The 23,933-nt window shown below is 34.6% G+C and carries 33 protein-coding genes and 1 pseudogene; 27 read left to right on the top strand and 7 right to left on the bottom strand.

The genetic code is table 11. The features are described from left to right. Positions 1-41 precede the first annotated feature (41 nt). Positions 42-1,295 (bottom strand): NAD(P)/FAD-dependent oxidoreductase, encoded by a 1,254-nt coding sequence (locus IGK81_RS08415; protein ID WP_034698501.1) that lies wholly within the window; start codon positions 1,293-1,295, stop codon positions 42-44. Positions 1,296-1,408: 113 nt separating this feature from the next. On the opposite strand from IGK81_RS08415, the gene gdhA reads away from it, so the two are divergent. Together gdhA and IGK81_RS08405 are read left to right on the top strand one after the other, a co-directional pair. Beyond that, the gene (gene gdhA / locus IGK81_RS08410) at positions 1,409-2,758 is read left to right on the top strand and encodes an NADP-specific glutamate dehydrogenase (protein ID WP_010718408.1); all 1,350 of its coding nucleotides are present in this window, start codon (positions 1,409-1,411) and stop codon (positions 2,756-2,758) included. 113 nt (positions 2,759-2,871) lie between these two features. Further along, positions 2,872-4,218: a glucose-6-phosphate isomerase gene (locus tag IGK81_RS08405; RefSeq protein WP_010718407.1), complete on the top strand. Its 1,347-nt coding sequence runs from the start codon at positions 2,872-2,874 to the stop codon at positions 4,216-4,218. 101 nt (positions 4,219-4,319) lie between these two features. Here the strand turns inward: IGK81_RS08405 and IGK81_RS08400 are convergent, their stop codons facing one another. The 4 genes from IGK81_RS08400 to IGK81_RS08385 all read right to left on the bottom strand — a co-directional run bounded on the left by IGK81_RS08400 (position 4,320) and on the right by IGK81_RS08385 (position 7,629). Further along, a complete protein-coding gene (locus IGK81_RS08400; RefSeq protein ID WP_130029513.1) occupies positions 4,320-5,543 on the bottom strand; it encodes a tyrosine-type recombinase/integrase in 1,224 nt (407 codons plus the stop codon). A 154-nt stretch (positions 5,544-5,697) separates the two neighbouring features. Further along, on the bottom strand, positions 5,698-6,762 hold the full coding sequence (locus IGK81_RS08395) for a type I restriction endonuclease (RefSeq protein WP_053766638.1): 1,065 nt from the start codon (positions 6,760-6,762) through the stop codon (positions 5,698-5,700). A 57-nt stretch (positions 6,763-6,819) separates the two neighbouring features. Continuing rightward, positions 6,820-7,248: an ImmA/IrrE family metallo-endopeptidase gene (locus tag IGK81_RS08390; RefSeq protein WP_010718404.1), complete on the bottom strand. Its 429-nt coding sequence runs from the start codon at positions 7,246-7,248 to the stop codon at positions 6,820-6,822. 6 nt (positions 7,249-7,254) lie between these two features. Next, positions 7,255-7,629, bottom strand: coding sequence for a helix-turn-helix domain-containing protein (locus IGK81_RS08385; RefSeq protein ID WP_053766639.1), 375 nt, complete (start codon positions 7,627-7,629; stop codon positions 7,255-7,257). Positions 7,630-7,788: 159 nt separating this feature from the next. Between IGK81_RS08385 and IGK81_RS08380 the strand changes: the two genes are divergently transcribed. The 14 genes and pseudogenes from IGK81_RS08380 (at position 7,789) to IGK81_RS08315 (ending at position 14,657) form a co-directional block, all read left to right on the top strand. Then, entirely contained in the window at positions 7,789-8,028 is a 240-nt protein-coding gene (locus tag IGK81_RS08380) for a helix-turn-helix transcriptional regulator (protein ID WP_128435909.1), read from the top strand. Between the two features lie 520 nt (positions 8,029-8,548). Continuing rightward, a complete protein-coding gene (locus IGK81_RS08375; protein WP_412003874.1) occupies positions 8,549-9,103 on the top strand; it encodes a hypothetical protein in 555 nt (184 codons plus the stop codon). Further along, entirely contained in the window at positions 9,100-9,330 is a 231-nt protein-coding gene (locus tag IGK81_RS08370; RefSeq protein WP_010718399.1) for a DNA-binding protein, read from the top strand. Before IGK81_RS08375 ends, IGK81_RS08370 begins: the two co-directional genes overlap by 4 nt. 16 nt (positions 9,331-9,346) lie before the next feature. Further along, positions 9,347-9,532, top strand: a complete 186-nt coding sequence (locus IGK81_RS08365; protein ID WP_010718398.1) for a hypothetical protein — start codon at positions 9,347-9,349, stop codon at positions 9,530-9,532. Positions 9,533-9,572: 40 nt separating this feature from the next. Then, positions 9,573-9,818 (top strand): hypothetical protein, encoded by a 246-nt coding sequence (locus tag IGK81_RS08360; protein ID WP_010718397.1) that lies wholly within the window; start codon positions 9,573-9,575, stop codon positions 9,816-9,818. A gap of 65 nt (positions 9,819-9,883) precedes the next feature. Continuing rightward, positions 9,884-10,831, top strand: a complete 948-nt coding sequence (locus tag IGK81_RS08355; RefSeq protein WP_200906400.1) for a YqaJ viral recombinase family protein — start codon at positions 9,884-9,886, stop codon at positions 10,829-10,831. Position 10,832: 1 nt separating this feature from the next. Further along, entirely contained in the window at positions 10,833-11,708 is an 876-nt protein-coding gene (locus IGK81_RS08350; protein ID WP_088775715.1) for a recombinase RecT, read from the top strand. 39 nt (positions 11,709-11,747) lie between these two features. Next, positions 11,748-12,659 (top strand): Lin1244/Lin1753 domain-containing protein, encoded by a 912-nt coding sequence (locus tag IGK81_RS08345; protein ID WP_412003873.1) that lies wholly within the window; start codon positions 11,748-11,750, stop codon positions 12,657-12,659. Positions 12,660-12,674: 15 nt separating this feature from the next. Next, on the top strand, positions 12,675-13,004 hold the full coding sequence (locus IGK81_RS08340; RefSeq protein WP_252702769.1) for a hypothetical protein: 330 nt from the start codon (positions 12,675-12,677) through the stop codon (positions 13,002-13,004). Next, a complete protein-coding gene (locus tag IGK81_RS08335) occupies positions 13,005-13,199 on the top strand; it encodes a hypothetical protein (protein ID WP_053766647.1) in 195 nt (64 codons plus the stop codon). A 17-nt stretch (positions 13,200-13,216) separates the two neighbouring features. Further along, positions 13,217-13,504 carry a hypothetical protein gene (locus IGK81_RS08330; protein WP_052096345.1) on the top strand — a complete coding sequence of 96 codons (288 nt, stop codon included), beginning with the start codon at positions 13,217-13,219 and terminating at the stop codon, positions 13,502-13,504. A 92-nt stretch (positions 13,505-13,596) separates the two neighbouring features. After that, positions 13,597-13,797: pseudogene (locus IGK81_RS08325) on the top strand (hypothetical protein); the annotation flags it as partial. A gap of 11 nt (positions 13,798-13,808) precedes the next feature. After that, a complete protein-coding gene (locus IGK81_RS08320) occupies positions 13,809-14,195 on the top strand; it encodes a YopX family protein (RefSeq protein WP_128435912.1) in 387 nt (128 codons plus the stop codon). Then, positions 14,196-14,657 carry a class I SAM-dependent methyltransferase gene (locus IGK81_RS08315; RefSeq protein ID WP_002325355.1) on the top strand — a complete coding sequence of 154 codons (462 nt, stop codon included), beginning with the start codon at positions 14,196-14,198 and terminating at the stop codon, positions 14,655-14,657. It begins immediately after the preceding gene. A 21-nt stretch (positions 14,658-14,678) separates the two neighbouring features. On the opposite strand, the gene IGK81_RS08310 is transcribed toward IGK81_RS08315, so the two are convergent. Next, entirely contained in the window at positions 14,679-15,056 is a 378-nt protein-coding gene (locus IGK81_RS08310; protein ID WP_010718394.1) for a hypothetical protein, read from the bottom strand. Positions 15,057-15,175: 119 nt separating this feature from the next. Here IGK81_RS08310 and IGK81_RS08305 point away from each other — a divergent pair, with 119 nt between their 5' ends. The 3 genes from IGK81_RS08305 to IGK81_RS08295 all read left to right on the top strand — a co-directional run bounded on the left by IGK81_RS08305 (position 15,176) and on the right by IGK81_RS08295 (position 16,161). Then, positions 15,176-15,373, top strand: coding sequence for a hypothetical protein (locus IGK81_RS08305; RefSeq protein WP_034698474.1), 198 nt, complete (start codon positions 15,176-15,178; stop codon positions 15,371-15,373). Further along, complete coding sequence (locus IGK81_RS08300; RefSeq protein WP_034698471.1) at positions 15,370-15,666, top strand: hypothetical protein; 297 nt, start codon at positions 15,370-15,372, stop codon at positions 15,664-15,666. The genes IGK81_RS08305 and IGK81_RS08300 overlap by 4 nt, the downstream gene beginning before the upstream one ends. A 78-nt stretch (positions 15,667-15,744) precedes the next feature. Continuing rightward, positions 15,745-16,161, top strand: a complete 417-nt coding sequence (locus IGK81_RS08295) for an ArpU family phage packaging/lysis transcriptional regulator (RefSeq protein ID WP_034698468.1) — start codon at positions 15,745-15,747, stop codon at positions 16,159-16,161. 247 nt (positions 16,162-16,408) lie between these two features. Here IGK81_RS08295 and IGK81_RS08290 read toward each other — a convergent pair whose 3' ends face one another. Then, a complete protein-coding gene (locus IGK81_RS08290) occupies positions 16,409-16,978 on the bottom strand; it encodes a hypothetical protein (protein WP_197725872.1) in 570 nt (189 codons plus the stop codon). 209 nt (positions 16,979-17,187) lie between these two features. Between IGK81_RS08290 and IGK81_RS08285 the strand changes: the two genes are divergently transcribed. From IGK81_RS08285 to IGK81_RS08250, 8 genes are all read left to right on the top strand, one after another. Continuing rightward, positions 17,188-17,418: a hypothetical protein gene (locus IGK81_RS08285; protein ID WP_197725871.1), complete on the top strand. Its 231-nt coding sequence runs from the start codon at positions 17,188-17,190 to the stop codon at positions 17,416-17,418. Between the two features lie 165 nt (positions 17,419-17,583). After that, positions 17,584-17,964: a hypothetical protein gene (locus IGK81_RS08280; RefSeq protein WP_197725870.1), complete on the top strand. Its 381-nt coding sequence runs from the start codon at positions 17,584-17,586 to the stop codon at positions 17,962-17,964. Positions 17,965-18,010: 46 nt separating this feature from the next. Next, complete coding sequence (gene terS / locus IGK81_RS08275) at positions 18,011-18,844, top strand: phage terminase small subunit (protein WP_412003872.1); 834 nt, start codon at positions 18,011-18,013, stop codon at positions 18,842-18,844. Continuing rightward, positions 18,837-20,252 carry a DEAD/DEAH box helicase family protein gene (locus IGK81_RS08270; protein ID WP_081129472.1) on the top strand — a complete coding sequence of 472 codons (1,416 nt, stop codon included), beginning with the start codon at positions 18,837-18,839 and terminating at the stop codon, positions 20,250-20,252. Before terS ends, IGK81_RS08270 begins: the two co-directional genes overlap by 8 nt. A gap of 11 nt (positions 20,253-20,263) precedes the next feature. Next, complete coding sequence (locus IGK81_RS08265) at positions 20,264-21,793, top strand: phage portal protein (protein WP_438757863.1); 1,530 nt, start codon at positions 20,264-20,266, stop codon at positions 21,791-21,793. After that, positions 21,711-22,763, top strand: a complete 1,053-nt coding sequence (locus IGK81_RS08260; RefSeq protein WP_412003870.1) for a minor capsid protein — start codon at positions 21,711-21,713, stop codon at positions 22,761-22,763. Before IGK81_RS08265 ends, IGK81_RS08260 begins: the two co-directional genes overlap by 83 nt. Position 22,764: 1 nt before the next feature. After that, a complete protein-coding gene (locus IGK81_RS08255; protein ID WP_034698454.1) occupies positions 22,765-23,082 on the top strand; it encodes a hypothetical protein in 318 nt (105 codons plus the stop codon). Between the two features lie 229 nt (positions 23,083-23,311). Further along, a complete protein-coding gene (locus IGK81_RS08250) occupies positions 23,312-23,926 on the top strand; it encodes a capsid assembly scaffolding protein Gp46 family protein (RefSeq protein WP_232622376.1) in 615 nt (204 codons plus the stop codon). The last annotated feature ends 7 nt before the right edge of the window (positions 23,927-23,933 follow it).

Genomic DNA, 23,933 nt, shown 5'->3' with positions numbered 1-23,933 from the left:
GTAAGACATCTTCTACTCCCTTCGTTACTGTTTTCGTTTAATCAGCTAAGAAAAGCGGCATTCATTCCTGCTACATGTCCAGTTGCAAAAGCCGCAGTAATATTGAAACCACCAGTATACCCATTAACATCTAACAGTTCACCAGCAAAAAATAATCCATTGACCAATTTGCTTTCTAATGTTTTTGGATTGATCTCTTTTAGTGAAACGCCACCACCAGTCACAAAAGACTTTTCGATGGCAAAAGTTTTGGTTATTTTGAAAGAAAAACTTTTGCAAAGCTCCGCAAATTGTTGGATCTCTTTTTCTGTCGTTTGACTACCAGTTTGTTCCGTTAATCCACTTTTTTCAAGGAAAAAGAGAAGCAAGCGTTCAGGTAAAAAGCCATGCCAAGCATTACTCAATGTTTTCTTCGATTGTTGGCTTTTAGCAGTCAATTCGTTGATCAATTCTTGAAGCGAACGATTCGGAAAACAGTCTAAGACGACCGTGACAGGTTCTCCAGTCGTTTGCAACTCTTGATTGATGAAACTTGAACATCTCAATGCCGCAGGTCCAGAAATCCCAAAATGCGTGAAAAGCAAGTCCATAACATGTTCGGTGATGACTTTACCTTTCTTGTTTAATACGCTTAAAGAAATATCTTGTAAAGATAATCCTTGCAAGGTTTTATCCTTGATAAAAGTTTCTTCAGAAACCAGTGGAGATTCTGTTGCATACAAGGGAGTGACAGTGTGACCGACTTTTTTAACGATTTTATAGCCATCACCTGTAGAACCAGTCGACGGATAGGTTCGCCCCCCAGTAGTTAATACGACACAAGAGGATTGAAATTCTTCAAATTCCGTTCGTACGCCATAGATTTTTCCATCGCTATGCACTAATTTTTCGACTCGAGTGCCAAAGAGCATCGTAACATTTAATTCATTTAAACGATGGATCAAGGCTTCGATAATCGTTTTTGACTTATTCGTCACAGGGAACATCCGACCATGATCTTCTTCTTTTAGATGAACACCTTGAGATTCGAAAAATTCCATGATATCAAAATTATTCCATTGGGAAAATGTACTGTATAAAAATTTGCCATTTCCAGGAATATGAGCAATCAAATCATCAACTGGACGGTTATTCGTGACATTACATCTTCCGCCACCTGTCATTAATAATTTTTTTCCAGCTTTTTTATTTTTTTCAATTAAGAGAACCTTTGCGCCATATTCAGCCGCACTAATTGCAGCCATCATACCACTAGTTCCAGCACCGACTACAATCACATCATAGGTTGTTTCCATTTCCTCACCTCAGAGAAAGTGTAGCATATTTATGAAAAGAAAGCAGGAAATGTTTTGAGCATCTAATAAAAATAGGCTAAAATAAAAGAAGATTATAAAAGGAGTGTGAAACAATGACAAACGCAACAGAATACGTCCAACGAATTCAAAATAATATTCATCAAAAAGACACAGGACAAGTCGAATTTTTACAAGCCATTGATGAATTTATGCCTTCAGCTACTCAATTTTTAGAAAAACATCCTGAATACATCAAACGTAATATTTTAGGATTGTTGTCAGAACCAGAAAGAATCATTCAATTTCGCGTGCCGTGGCAAGATGACGAAGGAAACTGGCAAGTCAATCGTGGATACCGCATTCAGTACAATTCAGCAATCGGCCCTTATAAAGGTGGGTTGAGATTCCATCCGAGTGTGAATTTAAGTATTCTTAAATTCCTAGCTTTTGAACAAATTTTCAAAAATAGTCTAACTGGTCTACCAATCGGTGGAGGAAAAGGCGGAAGTGACTTTGATCCAAAAGGAAAATCAGACGATGAAATCATGCGTTTTTGTCAAAGTTTCATGCTGGAGCTATCCAAGCATATCGGTCCATCCATCGATGTACCTGCTGGAGATATCGGAGTCGGTGCCAGAGAAATCGGTTATTTGTTTGGAGAATATAAACGATTAAAACAATATGATGCCGGTGTCCTTACTGGAAAACCATTAGATTTTTGGGGAAGTAAGATTCGTACGGAAGCAACTGGTTACGGATTGGTTTATTATGTCAAACATCTTTTACAAGCAGAAAAAGACTCTTTTGAAGGAAAAACAGTTCTGGTATCTGGTAGCGGAAACGTTGCCATCTATGCTATTGAAAAAGTTCAAGAATTAGGTGGAAAAGTCATCACATGTTCTGATTCCAGTGGGTTTATCTATGATCCAGAAGGAATCGACCTGGCACTATTAAAAGAAGTCAAAGAAGAAAAAAGGGAACGGTTGACCGCTTATGCAGAAAAACGTGATTCTGCTGTCTATCATGCTGGTCAATCTGTCTGGACTTTGAAAGAAACTGCAGATATCGCTCTTCCTTGCGCTACTCAAAACGAGATAGACGAAACGCTTGCTAACAACTTGGTTGAATGTGGAGTGAAAATCATCGCAGAAGGCGCAAACATGCCATGTACTCTTGAAGCTGTCAATGTTTTTGAAAAAGCCAATGTGTGGTATTGTCCTGGGAAAGCAGCTAATGCCGGCGGTGTCGCTGTCTCAGCATTAGAAATGAGTCAAAATGCTCAACGATTGTCTTGGGAAAGTGAACAAGTGGATCGCCAATTAGATGAAATCATGAAAAATATTTATCAAACGTGTCGCCAAACGGCAGCAGCTTATGGCAATGAAAAAAATCTATTGCTAGGAGCAAATGTTGCAGGTTTTGAAAAAGTAGCGAAAGTGATGTATGCGCAAGGATTAGTTTAGTGTTTGAAATTTTCTTGTAAATATTAGCTTCAATTCATTTATTTGCTTGAAAAATTATAAAAAAAAACGTAAAGTATAAGCTGTATATTGATCTTTTAAAGGAGGAATAAAAAATGGCACATATTCATTTTGATTATTCAAAAGTAGCACCATTTGTTAATGAACATGAGTTAGGTTACATGCAAAGCCAAGTATCAATGGCAGATAAAGTATTACGTGAAGGTACAGGCGCAGGAAGTGATTTCCGTGGTTGGATCGATCTACCTACTAATTACGACAAAGAAGAATTTGCTCGTATCAAAGAAGCAGCGAAAAAAATCCAATCTGATTCTGAAGTTTTAGTAGTTATCGGAATCGGTGGTTCTTACCTAGGCGCTCGTGCAGCAATCGATTTCTTAAACCACACTTTCTTCAATTTATTAGATGGTGAACAACGTAAAGCACCACAAATTTTCTTTGCAGGAAACTCAATCAGCTCAACTTATATCGCTGATTTGATTGAAGTAATCGGAGATCGTGACTTCTCAGTAAACGTGATTTCAAAATCAGGTACAACGACTGAACCAGCTATCGCATTCCGTGTCTTCAAAGAATTACTTGTTAAAAAATATGGTCAAGAAGAAGCGAATAAACGTATTTATGCAACAACTGATAAAGCAAAAGGTGCAGTTAAAGTAGAAGCCGACGCAGAAGGTTGGGAAACATTCGTGATTCCTGATGACATCGGTGGACGATTCTCTGTCTTAACAGCAGTAGGATTACTACCAATCGCTGTTAGTGGAGCAGATATCGATGCGTTGATGCAAGGAGCTGCAGATGCAAGCAAAGCTTATTCAAGTGATAAACTAGAAGAAAACGAAGCTTATCAATATGCAGCAATGCGTAACATCCTTTACCGTAAAGGGAAAGTAACTGAATTATTGATCAACTATGAACCAGGAATGCAATATTTCTCTGAATGGTGGAAACAATTATACGGTGAATCAGAAGGTAAAGACCAAAAAGGAATCTACCCTTCAAGTGCGAACTTCTCAACTGACTTACATTCACTAGGTCAATATATTCAAGAAGGACGCCGTAACATCTTTGAAACGATCGTTAAAGTTGAAAAACCACGTAAATCAATTACAATTCCAGAACAAGCTGAAGACCTAGATGGTTTAGGATACTTGGAAGGAAAAGAAGTAGATTTCGTCAATACAAAAGCTTTTGAAGGAACTTTATTGGCTCATACAGATGGCGACGTACCAAACTTATTAGTTAAAATTCCAGAAATGGATGCTTACACATTAGGTTATACAATGTACTTCTTTGAAATTGCTGTAGGTATTTCAGGTTACTTAAATGGAATTAACCCATTTGACCAACCTGGTGTTGAAGCATATAAGAAAAACATGTTCGCACTTCTAGGCAAACCAGGCTTTGAAGACCTTGCCAAAGAATTGAACGAACGTTTGTAATATAAGGTTTTTAGTCAGATTTAAAAAAATAGTGATAGAAACATGTTCGCTTGAAAATAAAACTAGTGATAGTTTTAGTGATAGTGAAAGTAAAAAAGCGCTCAATTTGAGTGCTTTTTTATTTGCTCTTCTATATAGTTTTCTAATTGGTTCATTGATCTTTTTTTCACTTCGGGAGAAATATGGGCATAGACTTGTGTAGTAGAAACATCTTTATGTCCTAAAAAATCTTTGATATCTTCTAAAGGTATTCCTGCTTGTCTCGTTCTAGCTGCAAAAGTATGTCTACCATCATGCACAGTTATGTGGGGGAGATTGGCACGTTTTTCAATTCTATGAGAAGCACCGTTAACGGTTCGATCTCTTATTGGAATACCTTTATTTTTACCGTAAGTATTTATAAAAATAAATGCTTCGTGGTCATCTGTTTCAGGTAAAAAACCAAATTCTTTTATTACTTGATTTCTTAAAGTCAATAAGGCTTTCTTTACTCGTTTTGTCATAGGCAATGATCGTGTACCAGATGGGGTTTTTGTGTCATCTGTAATAATTAAACCTTTGTTAGGTCCTTTTTCAGCAGCCCCAAGTCGTTCACGATTGATATTAAGTGTATTCTGAGAAAAATCAATATCAGCCCATTGTAGCCCTAAAGCTTCTGATTTTCGCAATCCTTGATCAAATATAATAAGAAAAAAGGGATACCATATAAATGATTTCTCTTTTTTGGCAAATTCGAGAAATAGTTCAGATTGATCAAAAGTATAATATTTAACTTTCTTTTTATCAGATAGATTTCTTGGAAACTCAACAAAACTAGTAGGGTTATTCTTTATATATCCTAACTGAATAGCTTTTTTGAAAGCATTGCTAAGAGTGGCATTGATACTTTTGGCTGTTGTTACTGAGAGACCTTCCTTAGTTCTACCTAAACCCTTTTTAGTAAGTAACTGATTGATGAATCTTTGATGATCAGCTCTAGTATATTTATCTAGTTTATATTTTCCAATATAAGGATTGATGTACATTTTTATATTTGCCCTATGAACTATTCTTGTTCCTTCTTTAACATTCATTTTATAGTTATTAATCCAATCGTCCATGAATTTTTCTATAGTTAATTTCTTAGGATTATTTTGTATATATTCTTCAGAAGCTATTTGTCCTTCAATGATTTTTGCGAATTTTTCAGCTTCTTCAAAACTTTTAAATCCTTTTTTATGAATTTTTCTTTGTAACTTTGTCCCGGGATCAATCCCATTTGATACATAGACTTCATAACGGTAACCTTTTGATTTTTTTAAATAGTACTTTTTAATGGAGGCCATTAAAATCAATCCTTTCGTAATTCATGCCCAATAGTAAGATATTTCAAGTTGGGTATATTTATTAAAATGTGTATTTAGATAAAATTCGTACTAATAAAAATAAAATACGAACTTATGTTCTTTTGTATCTAAAAAGAAAAGCCCGAAGGCTTTATTATAAAAATTTATTTACAACATCAATAATTTGGTTTGAATAGTTATAGATATCTATTGGTTCTTTTAATTCATAAACTGTATGATTTTCATCATTCAGCTCAATTTTCATTCCGTTTGTATTAAATCGGACACGTAAAATCCATTTTCTTATATTATCATCTAACAAAATATTGAAATAACTTCTATTGTCACGATAGAATAATCGATCCAAAGGAATCGTATCTTTTAAGACTACTTTACAAATAGTATAAGCTTCTAATTCTTCAGGGGTCGTAACAATTTCACTATCTGTTTCATCTGTAGTATTAGATTCTGATTTAGTTTCATTGTCCTCAACAGTGACGGATGTCTTTAAAGCAGCACTCAGTTTATCATTTACTCTTTCAGCAATAAATTGGTTTAGCCCTTTTTTTATAATAGGTTTAAATTTTTCAACGGTTTGTTTAGTTTTCATACCATCATAAATTTCAGTAAGTAAATATTTTACGAAATCTTCAGTTGGATCATTGAGTTCAGAAGAAAGATAATTTTTTAATGAATTTAAATATTTAAGCTCAGCTGCAGAGCTCGTAATTTTATCTACGTCAAAATTATCTTTGTGAAATTTAGCTAATTCTGGGATTTGGCTGTCTTTAATTTTAGTAATATTAACAGTCAAAAATGGTGTAAGATCCATTTTATTTGGTTCATCTAAATCAGTAAAAAATTTATACTCTTCTCCGTTAGTTAATATTCCAAATTTCGATACTGTAGTGCCGAAATATCTGAATAATTGAGAATCATGTTTTGTTAATTGTTCATTAATTGATTTTGCTTCTATAAGTATAGTTGGTTGACCTTCAAGAACAATTGCATAATCAACTTTTTCACCTTTCTTTATTCCAACATCTGCAGTAAATTCTGGTACGAATTCGGTTGGATTAAATAAATCATAGCCTAATGCTGCGAAAAAAGGCATAATTAGAGAAGTTTTAGTAGCTTCCTCGGTTCCGATGCTATCTTTAAGCTCAACAACTCGTTTTCCTAATTGTTTTAATGTATCTTGAAATTTTTCTAACTCCATAGTTTTCCTCCGGTATTTTTTTCACTCCCACTTAGGGCAGGAAGTAGTAGCCACCAATTAAATTAAAAATCTATACACGCTTTCAGGAAGCCCATACAAATTTGTTAATTCCTCGACTTTTCTAGGGTATTTATCGTTGTCTTCTTTATAAAGAGAAACAATGAGATTAGCGGCAAAGCAATTCGCTTCGCTCTCTGATTTACTTCTGGATGTTTTGGTTGATACGTAATAGCTAGATAACCCACGATGAAATATAGCGTGACCAAGTTCGTGAGCGCAAATATAGAACCGTTCTTCAGAATACTTCAGTTCGTGATTTAGAAGAATAATTGAGCGTCCTAATAATTCTTGAAATTGCCCCTTTGGGTTATTCAAAAAGGGAACGTATCTAATTTGAATATCCATTTTTTCACAAATAGTAAAGGGATTAGCAGAATTATATTTTTGTTTTAGTCTACCGACTAGACTAATTACGTCCATCTCCATAGAAAATCACTTCTCTTTACTTTTGTCTTCTTTTCTAAATTCCCAAAATAGACCAGTTAAAACATCTTTTACCCGTTGTTTCTCTTCATCTGTTAATGTTTCACCACCATAAGCCATGTTAACGTTGGAATCGAGCATTTTATCTAACTCAATTAAATCATTTTCATCGGCCCATTTTGGCGTTTTATTTCTTCCTAATAAATAATCAGTAGTGACATTAAAATAATCAGCAAGAGCGGTTAATGTCTCTCTGTCTGGACTTCGTTCTCCACGTTCGTAGCCAGAGATAGAAACCTTAGATACATGAATAATATCGCCTAGTTCTTGTTGTGTTAATTTTTTGCTTTTTCTCAGTTCTTTTAATCTAGTTCCAAAGTCCACGTTAACACCCCATTTCTAAATACAATTTTATCGTTAACTAGTAGTTAACACAAGTTGTCTAAAAATAGTTAACTAAATAGTAACTTTTTGATTGACAATTAACATCTTGTTAACTATAATCAAATTAACATCAAGTTAACAAAAAAAGGAGGAAAATAAATGGTTCTAAAAAAATTAGAAAAAATTAGAAAAGATAGTGGAAAAACTTTTCAAGATGTAGCAAATCATGCTGGATTAACTAAAGAGTTTTACTGGATGATCGAAAAAGGAAAGAGAAAGCTTTCTTATGAAAATGCAGTAAGAATTGCTTTAGTATTCGGCAAGGAACCAGACGATATTTTTTTAGAGCATGAGTTAACTAAAACGGAATTTTCGCATAGTAAGGAGGTGGACAAATGAAAGAAGATTTTACTAAAGTATTTTGGACTTCAATAATATTATTCTTGCTCTTGATGATCTTTTCTCGTTTGATTTACCACTTTATGTTCTAAACCAAAGAAATTAAGAACAAAGTCTATTAATTAATTTTCGGTTTTAATTTCTTTTGTTCCTTCGGCTTGGATATCAAAAAATCTGAAACTCTCTTTCGGATATTGGGAAACTCTTTTGGCTTTTTTGGAATAAAAGAATTAAACAATGCTACGAAAGAAATAATGGTAGCAAAAGAAGTGAGCGAACAAAAAGAGAACAAGGAGGTATTTTTATAACACACCAAGAAAAAATAAACATCGTACTTGATGCAAGACCTAGACTAGTTCACGTCATCAAGTGTGCTACAGATGATCAACTTAATCGTTTAGTTGAAGAAGTTCAAAAAGAGCTTGAACGTGAATTAGATGAAACAGCTTTTGTTTGATTCTTTAAAGTAATAATATAAAAAAATTGCTCGTATTGATATATGGGCGAATAAGAAATTGAGGTGTTTAAACTGTTAAAACAATCAGCTGTCATTCGAGAATCATTAATCAAGGTGATAAATAAGAGTGGCAAAACGAAGAAAGAAATAGCAAAGCAAGTTAATGTATCTCAACAGTCATTGAGTGATTGGACAACGCCACATAATACTAAGCCTGTGACGTTAGAAAATGCTCAAGCTTTAACTGATCATTTTCGAGATTCAGATTTTACTCTCCATGTAATCTATAAATTTTTTGGATTATTTAAATCAATTGATGGAGATGTTTATAGAAGAGACCCCTCGTCACTAGATAAGCTTCAAATGATAGAATCCGATGAGCGAAAACAAAAGAAACAAGAAGTTGAAAAAATTCTTCTCAAAAATGAGGATTATTTAACCGCTGAGGATCGTCAGCAAATCATTTCATATGCATATGAGTTTTTAGACGAGATCATGATTGAAGTGACTCTTATCAGTGTACTATGCGAAATTCTTGGAATTGATATTCGTCAACTAAGCGAGCAGCGTTTAACTTATTGGATCAGTCAAGGATACATGAAAGGAGAATTAAAATGAAGATTTCACAAATGGAAAGAGTGGTCCCTTTAGTTCAAAAAAAGCAACCAAAAGAAAGAGTTTGGAAGAAAGCTAAAGACATTGCTGAATATTTCGGTGTCTCATTAGCTACTATTTCTAAATGGACGAATTCAAAAAATGATCCGTTACCTTCTCGAAGGGTTCGAGGTGTTTTGCAGTATGACTTCGAGTTAGTGAAGGAATGGGAAGAACGCAATACTAATTAGAAAGGAATGTGAAGCAATGAGAACGGTTTTTAAAATGACTGTCAAAAGCGCTTTGCTTATGTGTCTTGTAGCAATCATACTGACAAGTATCAACCCGGCATATGCGCTGATTTATTGGGGAACTTTAGTAGTTGTTACTGCTGTAAGAGAAAGTTTCAAAATGCCAACACAAAAAAGACCGACCAGCGATGGCCGTCGCTAATCGGTAACATAAAAAAACATAACTAAGGAGATTTTACCATATGAATCCAAAAATTAAAAATTTAATTGAAGAACTAATACATGAGTGTAACGAAAGTGATGTAGCCATCACTCTTGGGGCGATTGATCCAAGTGTAGATGAAGCAACTGTTGTATTTGGTGGAACATTTGCTTTGCAAACAATTGTACTAACACTAATGAACGATAAGTTTAAAGAAAGTATACGAACTAATGATTGCGATTGTCCTGCATGTAAGGCTACAAAGGAGATGATGTTTAATGAATGACTTTGCCTCATCGTTAGATCAATACCTAAATACTCCAGATTGGGGAAGACCACAAACTGAGGAGGATGAAGATGAGTAAATCAACTTTAGACATGAGCCATCAAGAATGGCTCGAAGACCGCAAAAGAGGTATTGGTGGTTCAGATGTTGCAACCGTACTTGGATTGAATAAATACAAATCTCCTTATCAATTATGGCTTGAGAAAACGGGTCAAATTGAATTGAAAGATTCAGAGAGCGAACCAGCTTATTGGGGCAATGTTTTAGAAGAAGTTGTTGCCAAAGAATTTCAAGAACGAACAGGCAAAAAAGTACGCAGAAGAAACCAAGTGTTTGAACATCCGTTACATCCATTTTTAAGAGCCAATATCGACCGTGATGTAGTAGGAGAAAATGCCATTCTTGAATGTAAAACAGCGAATCAATTTCTTAGCAAAGAGTGGGAAGGGGAAGAAGTGCCACTTAGTTATTTGTGTCAAGTGCAACATTATATGAATGTTTTGAACAAGGATTATTGTTATATCGCTGTGTTGATTGGTGGTCAAAGATTTGTATGGAAACGAGTTGAACGAGATCAAGAACTGATAGACATCATCACAGAACGGTTAGTTGATTTTTGGGAAATAAACATTATCGGCGGAGAAGAGCCACTGATCGATGGAAGTAAAGCAACGTCAGATTTTCTAAAAGAGCGTTATTCGGAATTAGATTCAACTGAAATTATGCTTCATGCTGATTATGATGTTCTACTCGATCAAAAAGAAGAGTTACTCAAAAATAAGAAGGAACTAGAGAAGAGTATTCGTCAAATCGACAATCAAATTATCCAAGAACTTGGAATAAAGAATGCCTCTACAGGTATCACACCTAATCGGATTATTTGTTTAAAATCAGTCGTTTCTAAACGAAAAAACTTGAAGAAAATAGCAGAGAAATATCCATATGTAATGAAAGATGAAGAAATTTACAGCTTATCAACTTCAAATAGATTAGTGATAAAGGAGATTCAGTGATATGGCAACAAGTAAAGATTTAAAGAATCAGCTAACAGAACAAAATAATCAAGCAGTTGATCCTTCTAAATTAGGGCTTAAAGCTCTAATGAATACACCGACAATGAAAAATAAATTTAAAGAAGTATTGAAAGAGAAATCTGATGGTTTCATGGCAAGTGTATTAAATTTGGTAAATAACGATTCTTATTTATCTTCTGTCGATCCAATGAGCATTGTTACTAGTGCAATGGTTGCCGCTTCCTTAGATTTACCAGTGGACAAAAATTTAGGATACGCATGGATTATTCCATATAAAGGAAAAGCCCAATTTCAGTTAGGATACAAAGGATATATACAGTTAGCACAACGTTCGGGTCAATATCAGTCTTTGAATGTTATCGAAGTATATGAAGGCGAATTAAGAGGTTGGAATCGATTGACGGAACAGTTTGAATTTGATCCAGAAGGTCGTTTATCTGACAAAGTCATCGGGTATGTTGGATATTTTGAATTATTGAATGGGTTCAAAAAAACTGTTTATTGGACAAAGCAAGAAATTGAATTGCATAAACGAAAGTTTAGTAAATCTGACTTTGGTTGGAAGAAGGATTTTGATGCAATGGCCAAAAAAACTGTTTTAAGAAATATGTTGAGTAAATGGGGAATTCTATCAGTGGAAATGCAAAAAGCAACGGTAACTGATGAAAATGTCGTAAAAGATATCAATGAGAATGGTGATATTTTATCCGATACAAATGTTGAAGAAGATACACCAGAACGTAAAGAAGCAGAAAAAGTGGAAGACGTATCATCAGCGTTTGATGAATACGAAGAAACAGCAAATACAGATGAACAACAGGATTCATTGTTCAATGATATGAATCCACCACTATAGCGAGGGAGTTTCCCCTCGCTTATCTAAGGAGGTGATAAAGTGGCAAGGCCATATAAACAAGGCGTTGACTACTACTCACTAGATGTTGATTTTTTGAAAGATATTAAGTACCGAAAAATTCGTAGGTCGTGTGGATCACAAACTTGTGAGATACTACTTTGCCTGCTCGGCTATATCTATGGAGACATGGGGTATTTCTTGCGGTGGGACGAAGATTCGGCGTTCTTAGTTGCTGACGATGTCGGGGCGAAAGAGGGTCTAGTAGAAGAAGTTGTATCTAAAGCGATTCAAGTAGGATTTTTTAATCGGGAAAAGTATGAAAAATACCAAATTTTAACATCAAATGGCATTCAAAAAAGATATAAATTAATAACAAGAAAACGAAAAGAAGTATCCATAAAAAAAGAGTATCTAGTTAATGACGACAATAACTTAGTTAATGGAGGTAATAACTCTACTTCAACTGTAGTTAACGGTGTTCGTAATACACAAATAGAAAGAGAAATAGAAAAAGAAAGTAAAGTAAATGAAATAAAAGATTATGAAGAAGATATGGGCGTGTACGAGTTCATTCAAAAATCTTGGGGAAAACCACCTACTGGACTTTTGCAAGGAGCATTGGGTCCGTGGATTCGTGAATGGGGATCAGAAATGATTTTATTTGCATTTCAATCTGCTTATGAGAATAGCGTAGAAATGCAAGGGTTAAAAAAATACGTGGATAAAATTCTTGCTACGTGGAAGTCAAACAATGTTTCTACGTTACAGGAGGCAGTCCAAGCGAAAGAAGATTGGGAAGCGAAGAAGAGCCAAAGGACTTTCTCTAACTCTCAGCCAAGTCGTAACGTAACACGAAAAGAACCTATCCCGAAATGGCTGGCAGACTATGAAGAACAAGAAAGGCTCAGAAAAGAAAGAGAAGCGCATCGATACGATGATGTCCCTTTCTAAACGTGAGGTGATATTTTGAAAGAATATAACTATCTCAAACTGGTAAAAAAACTGGGGGAATACAAACAAGGTGATGAACGTCAATGTTTGCAAGCAGTTTATAGCCAGCTAAAAGATTTGACCGAAGACCAAATAAAAAAAGATCGTTCAAGCTGGAGTAAGTTGCGTGTTTATTATGCGCTATACGTAGACCGAACAAAGCTGGAACATATTTTGGTAAAGAAAAAAAAGAAAAAGGAAGAGCTTCATGTACGAAAGATGAAATGTTCTCTTTTGTCATTCGAAGAGTGTTATCAAGGGTTACAGAAATATTTAGAAAATCAACCAAAAGGAGTAGTCGTGTAGGTGGGACAGCCAAAGCAAACAGGTGGGACACCTAAGAAAAGACCGAGATTTTCTCTTGATGATGATACTCTAGCACAGCTTGCTTGGTTATATGAACAAGATACCAAGAATACAAGTCATCGAATCTATCCATCGGATACGTTGAAGAAAATCATTAACGAAGCGTATACAGTACGCAGAGCATTTAGAAATTAGCTATTGGAGGTTTAAGCGTGGCATACGTTGTAAAAGCAATGTGTTATGTCGATTCAGAAGGATATGGAGTTCCTAACTTAAAAGGAGCTAAACGTTATGAATCAAAGGAAATGGCAGAATTAGCTGCCTATGTGAGTAATGGCGAAGTAGTGGAGGTAAAAGATTATTCTCAAAAAACTAATAAAATCAATCCACTTAAAAGGAAAAATTTGAGAAAAGAAAAACAGTCAAAATTAAATCAGGCTTGGTTGAAACAAGAAATGAGTAAGCATGAGCAGAAAAAAGAAATTCATTCCAGAAGTTAATTAAGAGGTTGAATGCTTTTGGTGTGACTCAGAACATGAGACACCATGGATTTATCTATTTGTATGATATGTAAAGACAGTCTACGACAGATGTTGATACGGAAGATAAAAATAAACTCGTTATTCTAGTTGAAACAGGAAAGAAACAGTACAAAAGACATCTTGTGAACATCACTAGTTGGAACATGTATGTGGTTGAGGATTTAGAAGGCGCGAAGGTCAATGAATACAAATACGAAGTAAATTACATGCCAGAAAGTATTGTGCCGTTTACGGTGACTGAGAAGAAGTAGGAGGACAGCGAATGATACCGAAGTTTCGAGCGTGGCACACACCGTTTAAAGGTAAAAAATTTGGGCAAGAAATGAAATATGGACAAGTAGGAAGGTTGATCACTCATGCTGAAATGTCTCCAGATAAATATATCCTCATGCAATCCACAGGACTGAAAGATAAGAACGGTGTAGAGATTTTTGAGGGGGATATAGTACTTTTCAGTGTAAGTGATGGTTTTAATCACTTAGATCATGAAAAAGCTGTTGTTCAAGCCTCTGGGTGTCATTCTGGCTTAATTTGTAAGCTAGTAGACTTGGACTTAGAATATCGAATTTATTATGATCCAGTATTTCACACTGACTATGAAGTTATCGGGAATATATACGAGAATAAAGAGTTATTAGAGGTAGAGTAATTGACTAAAATATTAGATGCATGTTGTGGTAGTCGAATGTTTTGGTTTGATAAACAGAATCCAAACGTAATTTTTATGGACATTCGGAAACAATACGAAGAACTAAATAGCGGACATGTCGTTGATATCAATCCTAATGTCATTGGAGATTTCAGAGATATGCCATTTGAAGATGAATCATTTTATCATGTAGTATTTGATCCGCCACACTTGCTTAAAGCAGGCGAGAATAGCTGGTTGGTCAAAAAGTATGGAAAATTAAATCCCGAAACTTGGAAAGAAGATTTAGCATTAGGATTCAAAGAATGTTTCAGAGTATTAAAGCCAAATGGAACTCTTGTATTTAAATGGAACGAGGATCAAATCAAGCTATCAGAAATATTGAATGCAATTGATTATGTGCCATTATATGGAAATAAGAGAGCTAAAACACACTGGTTAGTATTTATGAAGAGTATCTAGCTACCTCGTGAAATTGTAGGATCAATTTTGATTAAATATGTAATTTCTGAATTTACCAGATAATGGGAAGGTAAACATGCAAATTAAAAGGATCGTTTGGAAAATTAAAACTATAGTTAATGCTGTAGCGTTGAATTTTAAGTACAAGCTTAAATGTATTCCCCATTCAATCAAATTTAATCCAATTAAATAAAAGTAGTATCTCTTTTTAATCTTACAGTTTTTAAGAAAATAGTAGCTAATATAATAATCTAATAAGACAAGTATAACCAATATATGTTTATCTATAGTGACTATAGTGTCATGTTTTTCTGAGAGTCTATGGAAATACATTAATAATGTTGGTAAAGGAATATATATTGTTAATAATGATATAAAGAAAAAGACTATAAATGGCATTTCGTCACCCCCATATAAATAAAACTATGTAAAAAATATCACAATCTTGTGTTGTGGTCAAATATTTTCATGTTATCTATTTTGTTATTATCGTCAATAAATGAAAAGGAGGAGGTAGAATGATGGGTTTCAAAAAGAGTGACAAAGTAGTGACTAAAATAGGATCAGGCGTGTCATTATACTTCTTGGACAACGAATATTATATAGTTCAAGATGCTTCGATGCCTGGCAGAATCGTTTTGATTGACGACGATAAACAGCGTTTGAGTTGGCCATTTAGTAAATTCGAATTATATGAGGAGGTGGCGGAAGGATGAAATTAAAAGACGGCTTTTACGCTAGCAGTCATGGAATCGGCGGTTTAATGCTAGATATGCCGACTAAGAATCCTAAGAAGAAAAAGAAAGCAAAAGTCGAAGTAGGTGACATGGTTCGTTGCGAAGCAGAAGAGTTCGTTTATCCGTTCAGAGGATATGTAGAACACGTTTATAATCATTCTGCAATCATTCGTATCGGAAATACGATGGAATGCGACAAGTGGTTAGCAAAGAGTAAAGATAATTTAGCTGTAGCTCGTTTGATGGATATCGAACTCATTGGAGGCAAATAAAAAAAGCCGGATCGCTCCGACTCAAAATAAATAAACATGACACGTTTATTATATCACAAAAAGGAGCGGTTTGACTTGATGCAATTGTTACGAGAGGTAGATTTCAAACAGACAAGATGTAATGCGAGAGATGTGCTGAAGAACTTTCGGCGTTTGGAGCGGATGGCAGGTCGCTCTTTGATAGATATTAAGTCGCCTATCATAACCGATATGCCGAAGGCACCAAAACACGGGAATAAGGCAGAAGACGCGATTATCCAGATGATGGATATAGAAGCAGAGAGAGACGCGATTTTAGCGGCTTTAATGGCTCTTAGTCTGATTAGTCGTCAGATACTCTACTACAGCTTCTGTGATGTAAATAAGCACTCTAATTATGAGATAGGGCAATTGATCTGCGGATATGGTGAGAAAAATGTCGAGAAGCTGAAATCCAACGCATTGATTGAATTTGCAGAAGCGTATAAAAGAGGGGCGCTGATTGCGTACCTGTAAAAACGTAGGGTTTTTGTAGGGATAGTGTAGGGTTTTTGAGCGTTTTAACATGATATTATGGTAGTGTCGAAAGATTAGGAAACAGGATCGACAAAATAAACGAAGGGAGGTAGTCTCCCTCATCGTTGTAATTATGCTTTGATAGACAGCAACAAATAAACTAAAGGATGTGGGGTTCAGCTCCTACAAACAATAGTTCATATGTTGCTGTCTATTGATTAATTTATAGTATCGTGTAGTATGAAAATTATAGATTTTTTTTATCAAAAGTATGTGCAATATTATTTAAATCTAAATTTAAATTTTCTATAGCTCTGACAGTTAAATCTTCATTGTGGGATTTATTACCGCTTTTTAAATAGAAGGTATTATCCAATCGATTGAAATCTAGTAAAAACGATTCATTTACACTTTTCCCATAAATTGTATATGATAAAGCAATTTGGACGTTTTCATTTCCAAAATTTTTTTCTTCGATTAATCTATTTGATATTATTTGACCAGGATAGATAGTGGTGCCTTTTAAACTATTTAAAAATTTTTGATCTAATTCATGGAGATTACCTTCGAATTTAATATCTAAGATTTTTGTTTCTGTATTCCCATAGTTTTTCACTACTATATATTTTCCGTGAAAGCCCGTGGTTATATGATTAGCATACATAACTAATTTTGGTGCATTTGTCTCTTTCAAAATATTTCTATTCTGAACAAGAGAAGCCGTGGAAATGACAATAGCAATCATTGAAGCGATGAAACTTACAATAATTGATGCTATTGAGATCCAATCCGACAAAGATATTGATGAAAAATCCATACAACAACACACTCCTAATATTTTTATAAATTCTATTATACTATATATACTGTGTACAAAGAATTTTAATCAATGAAAAAAGATCAAGACGAACGCAATGCGGCGTACCTAATTGATTTATCAAGATCACTTATCAAGTGGTCTTTTTTATTTTGAAAAAGAAGGGATTTTTAAAATGATTTGATTTCAGAAAGAAAGGAGACTACATAATGAGAAACTACTGGTACGTATCACTATATAATAGGTGTCCACAACCAAATGATAATGATCCAATTAGAGTAGTTCGATCAGTACAAATCAAAAAGAAGTATTCAATCATTGAAATGGCACGAGAAGCGACTCCAAAAGAAATTGATAAATACAAACTTGTTTATTGTGGCCATGGTTTCTTTGATGAATCAAACGTTCAAAATAATATTAACAAGAATTTGAAGGATTAGAATGCAAGAAATGGCTTAAAAATCTCCAATCAGAACAAATTAAGTTAGACAAAGTTTCCGATTTAAAGATATTGATTGAAGCTGATTTGATGCTGAAAAATATTGAGAACTAATTGATATTAAAGTATCCTAAATTTAACAATAAATTTTTAGGAGTGGTTATTAATGGGATATTCTGATCTTAAAGAGTTATTTACTGATGCAAAGAATCTTGCAACTGGAGCGAACGATTTACAATTGAAATCAGTGCTACTGGATATTCAAGGTGCGGTTTATGATTTGCAAGAAGAAAATAGGGATTTAAAGGACAGAATTAATGATTTAGAAAATCAAAAAATTTTAGATTCGGAACTTGTAGTAGATGGACATTTTCTTTATAAAATAAACGATAGAACGGATCAAGCTTTTTGTCTAAAATGTTGGGATTCAGAAAATAAATTAATTCGAGCAATATCGATTGATGAATATGGTTTTGAATTTAAAAAATGTACTAGATGCGACTTTACGTCAGATTCATTTCGAAAAGTAGAGAAGTCGCAAAAATAGAAAAACAAAACTCAACCAAACTAGATTGTGAGGTGGTGTATATTGAATGGCAAGAAAGCGTGATCCAAGACGTGATGAAGCCAAAAGGATTTGGTTGGAATCCAACGGAGAAAAGCAATTAAAGGATATTGCATCAGAATTAAATGTTTCAGATTCACAAGTTAGAAAATGGAAATCACTAGATAAATGGAGCGCTGAATTGAAAGGTAATGTTACCAATGTGAAAGGTAACGTTACTAATCAAGGAGGCGCTCCTTTTGGTAATCAGAATGCAAAGGGAAATAAAGGCAATAGCCGAGCATCACCGCCAGTAGGGAACAAGAACGCTTTGAAAACTGGCGAGTATGAAACTATATTTTACGAAACATTAAGCGATGAAGAGAAGGATATCTATTCAAGTTTGGATGATGATCCTTCTTTTGTTTTGTCTGAGGAAATTCGGTTGTTAAAGATAAGACAGTTGCGAATGATGAAAAGAATCAAACAAGCTGAATCAGGTTTAAACGAGGAAGAAATCGAACGCCTGCAACAGTTAAGAAAAATCAAAACGCCGATTGAAAAAGACGGTAGAAAGTTAGAAATTAAACGAGAGGTTATGCAAGATGTTCAAGTTATCAGAAAAACACATCGCAAAATTGATGACATTCTTTCAATTGAAGATTCATTAACTCGGATTAGCAATCAGTTAGCTAAAGCCATTAAGCAAATGAATGAACTATATATAACAGATTACAAAACTGATTTAATGAAAGCACAAACCGAGAAAATTCAAGCTGAAACAGCTGATATTGGCGGTAATAATTCTGGCGAAGAAGTGGAAGAATGGAAGCAAGCAGTTTTGAATGCAGCAAATAAACGGGCGGTGAGAGAGAATGAGTAATGATTTTATTCCTTTTGCTGATATAGGTGCTGCGATTGATTATTACTATGATAAGCCAGTAGCTTTTTGCCAAGATATATTGGGCTTGGATCCTGATGAATGGCAGGAAAGTGTTTTGAATGATTTGGCTGAATTTCCAAAGGTTTCAGTTCGTTCTGGACAAGGTGTTGGAAAAACAGCATTAGAAGCAGGAGCAATACTTTGGTTTTTAACTTGTCGACCATACGCAAAAGTGATTGCTACAGCTCCAACCATGAAACAACTTTACGATGTGCTTTGGGCGGAAGTAGCTAAATGGCTAAATGATAGCTTGATCAAAAACTTACTGAAGTGGACAAAGACCAAAATTTATATGGTTGGTGATTCAGAGCGTTGGTTTGCTACCGCTAGAACAGCAACGAAACCAGAAAATATGCAAGGTTTTCATGAGGACCATATGCTGATTGTGGTAGATGAAGCTTCTGGTGTATCTGATCCAATTATGGAAGCTATTCTTGGTACGCTATCGGGTTTTGATAATAAGCTATTGATGTGTGGAAACCCCAATAATATTGAAGGTGTCTTTTATGATTCCCACAATTCAGACCGTGATAAATACAGAGTCCATAAAGTATCTAGTTACGATAGTAAACGTACAAACAAAGATAACATAGAGATGATCCTTAAAAAGTATGGAAAAGAAAGCGACGTTGCTCGTGTCCGTATTTTTGGAGAATTTCCCAAAGGAGCGTTGGATTCATTTATCAGTCTTGAAACGGTAGAATTGGCTACAGAAAAACTAATTAGTGATTCTTTAGTCAATAAAACAACGGTTGCTCATATAGGTGTCGACGTAGCTCGGTATGGTGATGATTCTACGATTCTTTTCCCTAGAATTGCTACTAGGGCATTAGAGTATGAGAAATATTCAAAACGTAGCACCATGGAAACAACAGGATATGTCATCAATATGGCCAAGAATCTAATGAGTCAATATCCGAGTATTGATAAAGTGATGATTAAAGTCGATGACACTGGTGTCGGAGGCGGTGTAACCGATCGCCTCGAAGAACTGATAGAAGATAATCATTATCCTTTTGAGGTGTTTGGAGTGAATAATGGTGCAACATCAGAAGACGATTTTTACGATAATTTAGGTACTCAACTATGGGGAAACATCAAGGAAATGTTAGAAGAAAATATGACAGCAAATCTTAACGGTGAACAACCGATTATTGAATTGCCTGATGATGGATCTTTAATCAAAGAATTAAGTACTCGTAAATTCAAAATGACGAGTAGAAGTCGTATTCGTTTAGAAAGTAAAGATGATATGAAAAAGCGAAATATTGGTAGTCCCGATATCGCTGACGCACTGGCTTTAGCGTTTTATGAGCCACCAAGTCATTATCAATTTATTCAATTTTAGGAGGTGAGCTTTTGATTAGTACAGTATTGTCTTTAGAGAGATATAAGAAGCTACGTGTTAAATATGCAACACAAATTGAAGATGGAATGTTTGATCCGAATGGTTTTATAGAAGACATGAAACCATTTTTTGATGATCGCGAAAGAAAATATCTAGCGTATACTAGCGAAAAGAATGAAATAGACAAAAGACCAAAGCCTAACACTGATATTGTAAAGGTTAATAATAAACTTCATGCTGGTATGTATTCGATTGTCGTAGATCAAGCAGTCAATCATTTTACTGGTGTACCTATTAAATGGGATTACGATGTATCAGAACAAAAAAGAACACTCATTCAAAGATTAAAAGATAAATTCTTAAAAAATGATACAGAGCTTCCAACAGTTCCAGAAGCTTTTAACAAATTAACAAGCAATCTTGATTCCATGAGATTTGCAATGCTTGATCCTGAGACAGCCACTTTTCAAGGTGCATGTGGAGTAGCTTTCCGATTGTTAGAGCCTGTGGAAGGAGATGATGGTTGGGAGTTAAGAGCAAGCAATATTGAGCCTTGGAGAGCTGAAAGATATGGAAATGCTGGAATCTATATTAAAGAAAAGTATGACTCTTATCAGAAAAAGTTTTTCCAAGAAATGAAAGTTATAACTAGAAATGAAATTACGACATATGCTTGTTATGGTGATTTAGATTTTATTACTAACGGAACATTCAAAAAAATCGATGAAACAAAAAATCCTTTAGAAGTGATTAATTTGTCCGAATTTAAAAACAATACAAATCGTTATTGTGATTTTGAAGTAGCTGAGGAAATTGGAGATGCGATTGATCGTGCTTTGTCTGATCAACAAAACGAAATCGAACAATTTAAGCTTGCGTACATGCTTGTTACTGGTACGACAATGAGCAAAGACACTGCTAAAGAAATGATGAATCAGCTAGGGATTATTAACTTAAAAGACCCTACAGCAAAAGCAGAATATGTCACCAAAGATTTAGCGAAAGATTTCAATGAATATCATATAGATCTATTGAAAAAACAATTTTACACCATTTGTAAAGCAATCGATTTTAACGATGAGGTGTTTAAATCAAACAGTTCTGGAGAAGCTCGTAAGTGGCAAATCATTAGCCTAGAAGCAAAAACAAATACTAAAGAGCAATATTTTAGAGAAGGACTGAAAGAATGCGCAGAAACAATTGCTGCTTTTCTTAAGTTTCATGACAAAGTAGAAATTGAGCCAGAAAAAATTATTTTTACTTTCTCTAGATCTTTGCCAACTGATCTAAGTTATTTAGCTGAAGCTTTACCTAAGCTTGCACCTTATGTATCCAAACGAACCATTCAAAGACAAATTCCATTTGTGACAGACGTTGATTATGAAAATGAAATAATGGAGTTGGAAAGTGGAAATGCTTATCCAGATAGTGAATACAATTTTGGCGGAGGTGGCAATAATGACGATAGAAACGAAGTATTGGACCAAACGTCGAGAACTGGAGGATCAAGCAAGGCTCAAACAAGAAAATCAGACACTTAAAAAATTAACTAGTGTATTTCCTGAAGCGCTGAAAGAGATACAAGAAAAACTATTATCTCAAGCAGACTTACATGATATTACTTATGCTGAAATGATGGAGTTTTACAGCAAAAGTGATCAAAAAAAATATCGTGAATATGTGGAAAAAAATTACAAATCTCTCAAAATGTACGATTCAAAATACAAAGAGTTTATCGATGAATTTTTTCCATCTTTTGATTATGCAAAGATTAATCGTTTGCTACAGATACGTTCTGATATCTTTAAAATCCTTGCATACCATGCAATAGATGTAGACGTGAACAAGTATTTTTCAGATCGATTGGAAGAGATATTGCAACGTTCATATGCTTCAAATGCAAATGTGTTATCGCAATTGCTGAATGTTGATTTGCCGAATTATTTATCCCAAGTGGAATTAGAGAGTTATCTAAACTATCCTTGGTCGGGTAAAACATTTTCTAGGAGGCTTTGGGGAAATATTTCATCACTCGAACAGAAACTCTCCAATGCTATTGTAAAAAGTGTTGCTAGTGGAGAAGGCGTTATACACGCACTAAATACCATGCGAACAGACTCAGAAATTTGTGACATGTTTAAGTTAGAAGAATCAAAGTATAACAAAGCGATAGAAAATCTCGTTCGAACGGAGTATGCAAAATTTGCTCAAGATGGTATTGAAAAATCATATTTAGAAACAGGTATTGAGGAATACAACGTTTTAACTGCAAAGGATGAGAGAGTTTGCCGAATTTGTGGAGGAAAGGCAAGTAAGAATCCCTATAAACTGAAAGATGCTGTCATAGGTGAGAATCGAGCACCTTTTCACAGTCGTTGCAGATGTACGGATGTTCCTAATTTACCAAAATTAGGAAAGGATATTGATGAAGAATATGACCGATTATTTGGCGATTTATTAGATGAGTTTGCACATGATTCTTTTGGAATTAATTTGAAACGGAGGAAGTAGAATGAAAGATTTTCATGAAGCAGTACTAACAATTAATGTAAAAGCTGATATTGCAGAAGCCTACAAAACAGCTATTGAGTCTGAGAACCATCCTAATGGCTTGAGAGATCAATGGAATGGTAATTATGCCTACGTGGTTATTGGCGATCAAACTGTTAATTATCAAGAGAATACTCCAGTTAATAAGAATACCGTTAATTTAACGATTCAATTATTATCTCATACATTACCAAATTTAAAAGAAACAGTTAATTGGTATGAAAAGACGGGATGTATTGTTGTTAGAACTGACTACAAAGAAGGAAAGTCTAGTAAATAGGCTTTTTATTTCAAATTTCTACAAATACTAACAAAAAGGAGTTGGCAATTAAGCCACTCCTTTTTGTCTACAGTCTGAGATAACTTAATTAATAAGTTATCTTTTTCTTGGTGCGAAATCACCTTAAACTAGCGCAATACTGGGCTTGATTGAATGGTGGGGCGCAACTATTAAAACTCAAAGCAATGCGGGGCGTGAAAACGAATCGTGGGGCGAAAGGAGAATAAGCGTGAAAAACAAATCATTAATACCAATGAATTTGCAATACTTTGCCGAAGGTGACGATCCACAGTTTTCTTTTGAGGATTTCAAAACTTTTGCGGAATCTAATGAAGAAGCTCAAAAATTTCTTCAGTCACAATCTCAAAGTGTTGCTGACAAGCAATTGGAAGCTTGGAAACAAAATAACCTAGATAAAATTAAACAGGATACTATCAAGGAATATGAGGAATCCAAGAAAAACAAGTCACCTGAACAAATACAACTAGAGAAATTACAAGCTGAATTCGAAGCTGAGAAGGCTTTACGTGTGACAAGTGACAACAAAGCATTTGTTGCTGAACAAATTGCTGGGCTAGAACTAGATGGAGAGTTAAAAGATTCTATTTCTCAATTTATGTTAAATAATCTTGTTAGTTCTGATACAGAATTCACTAAAAAAGCTGTTGAAGGTTTTACTAACGTTTTGGAATCTATTAAAGAAAAACACTCCGAAGAAATTAAAAGTCTTGAAATGCAGACAGCGTTTGGTACGAAAAAACAGCAACAAACAACTAATAATAAACAAGAAAATATTGATGATCCAATGGGTAAGTTAGGCGAAATGCTACAACAATTTAATTAGGAGAGTG

The organism is Enterococcus sp. DIV0703 (assembly GCF_051711065.1).
Lineage (GTDB): Bacteria > Bacillota > Bacilli > Lactobacillales > Enterococcaceae > Enterococcus_B > Enterococcus_B hirae.
This window is presented reverse-complemented; position numbering and strand designations above follow the sequence as displayed.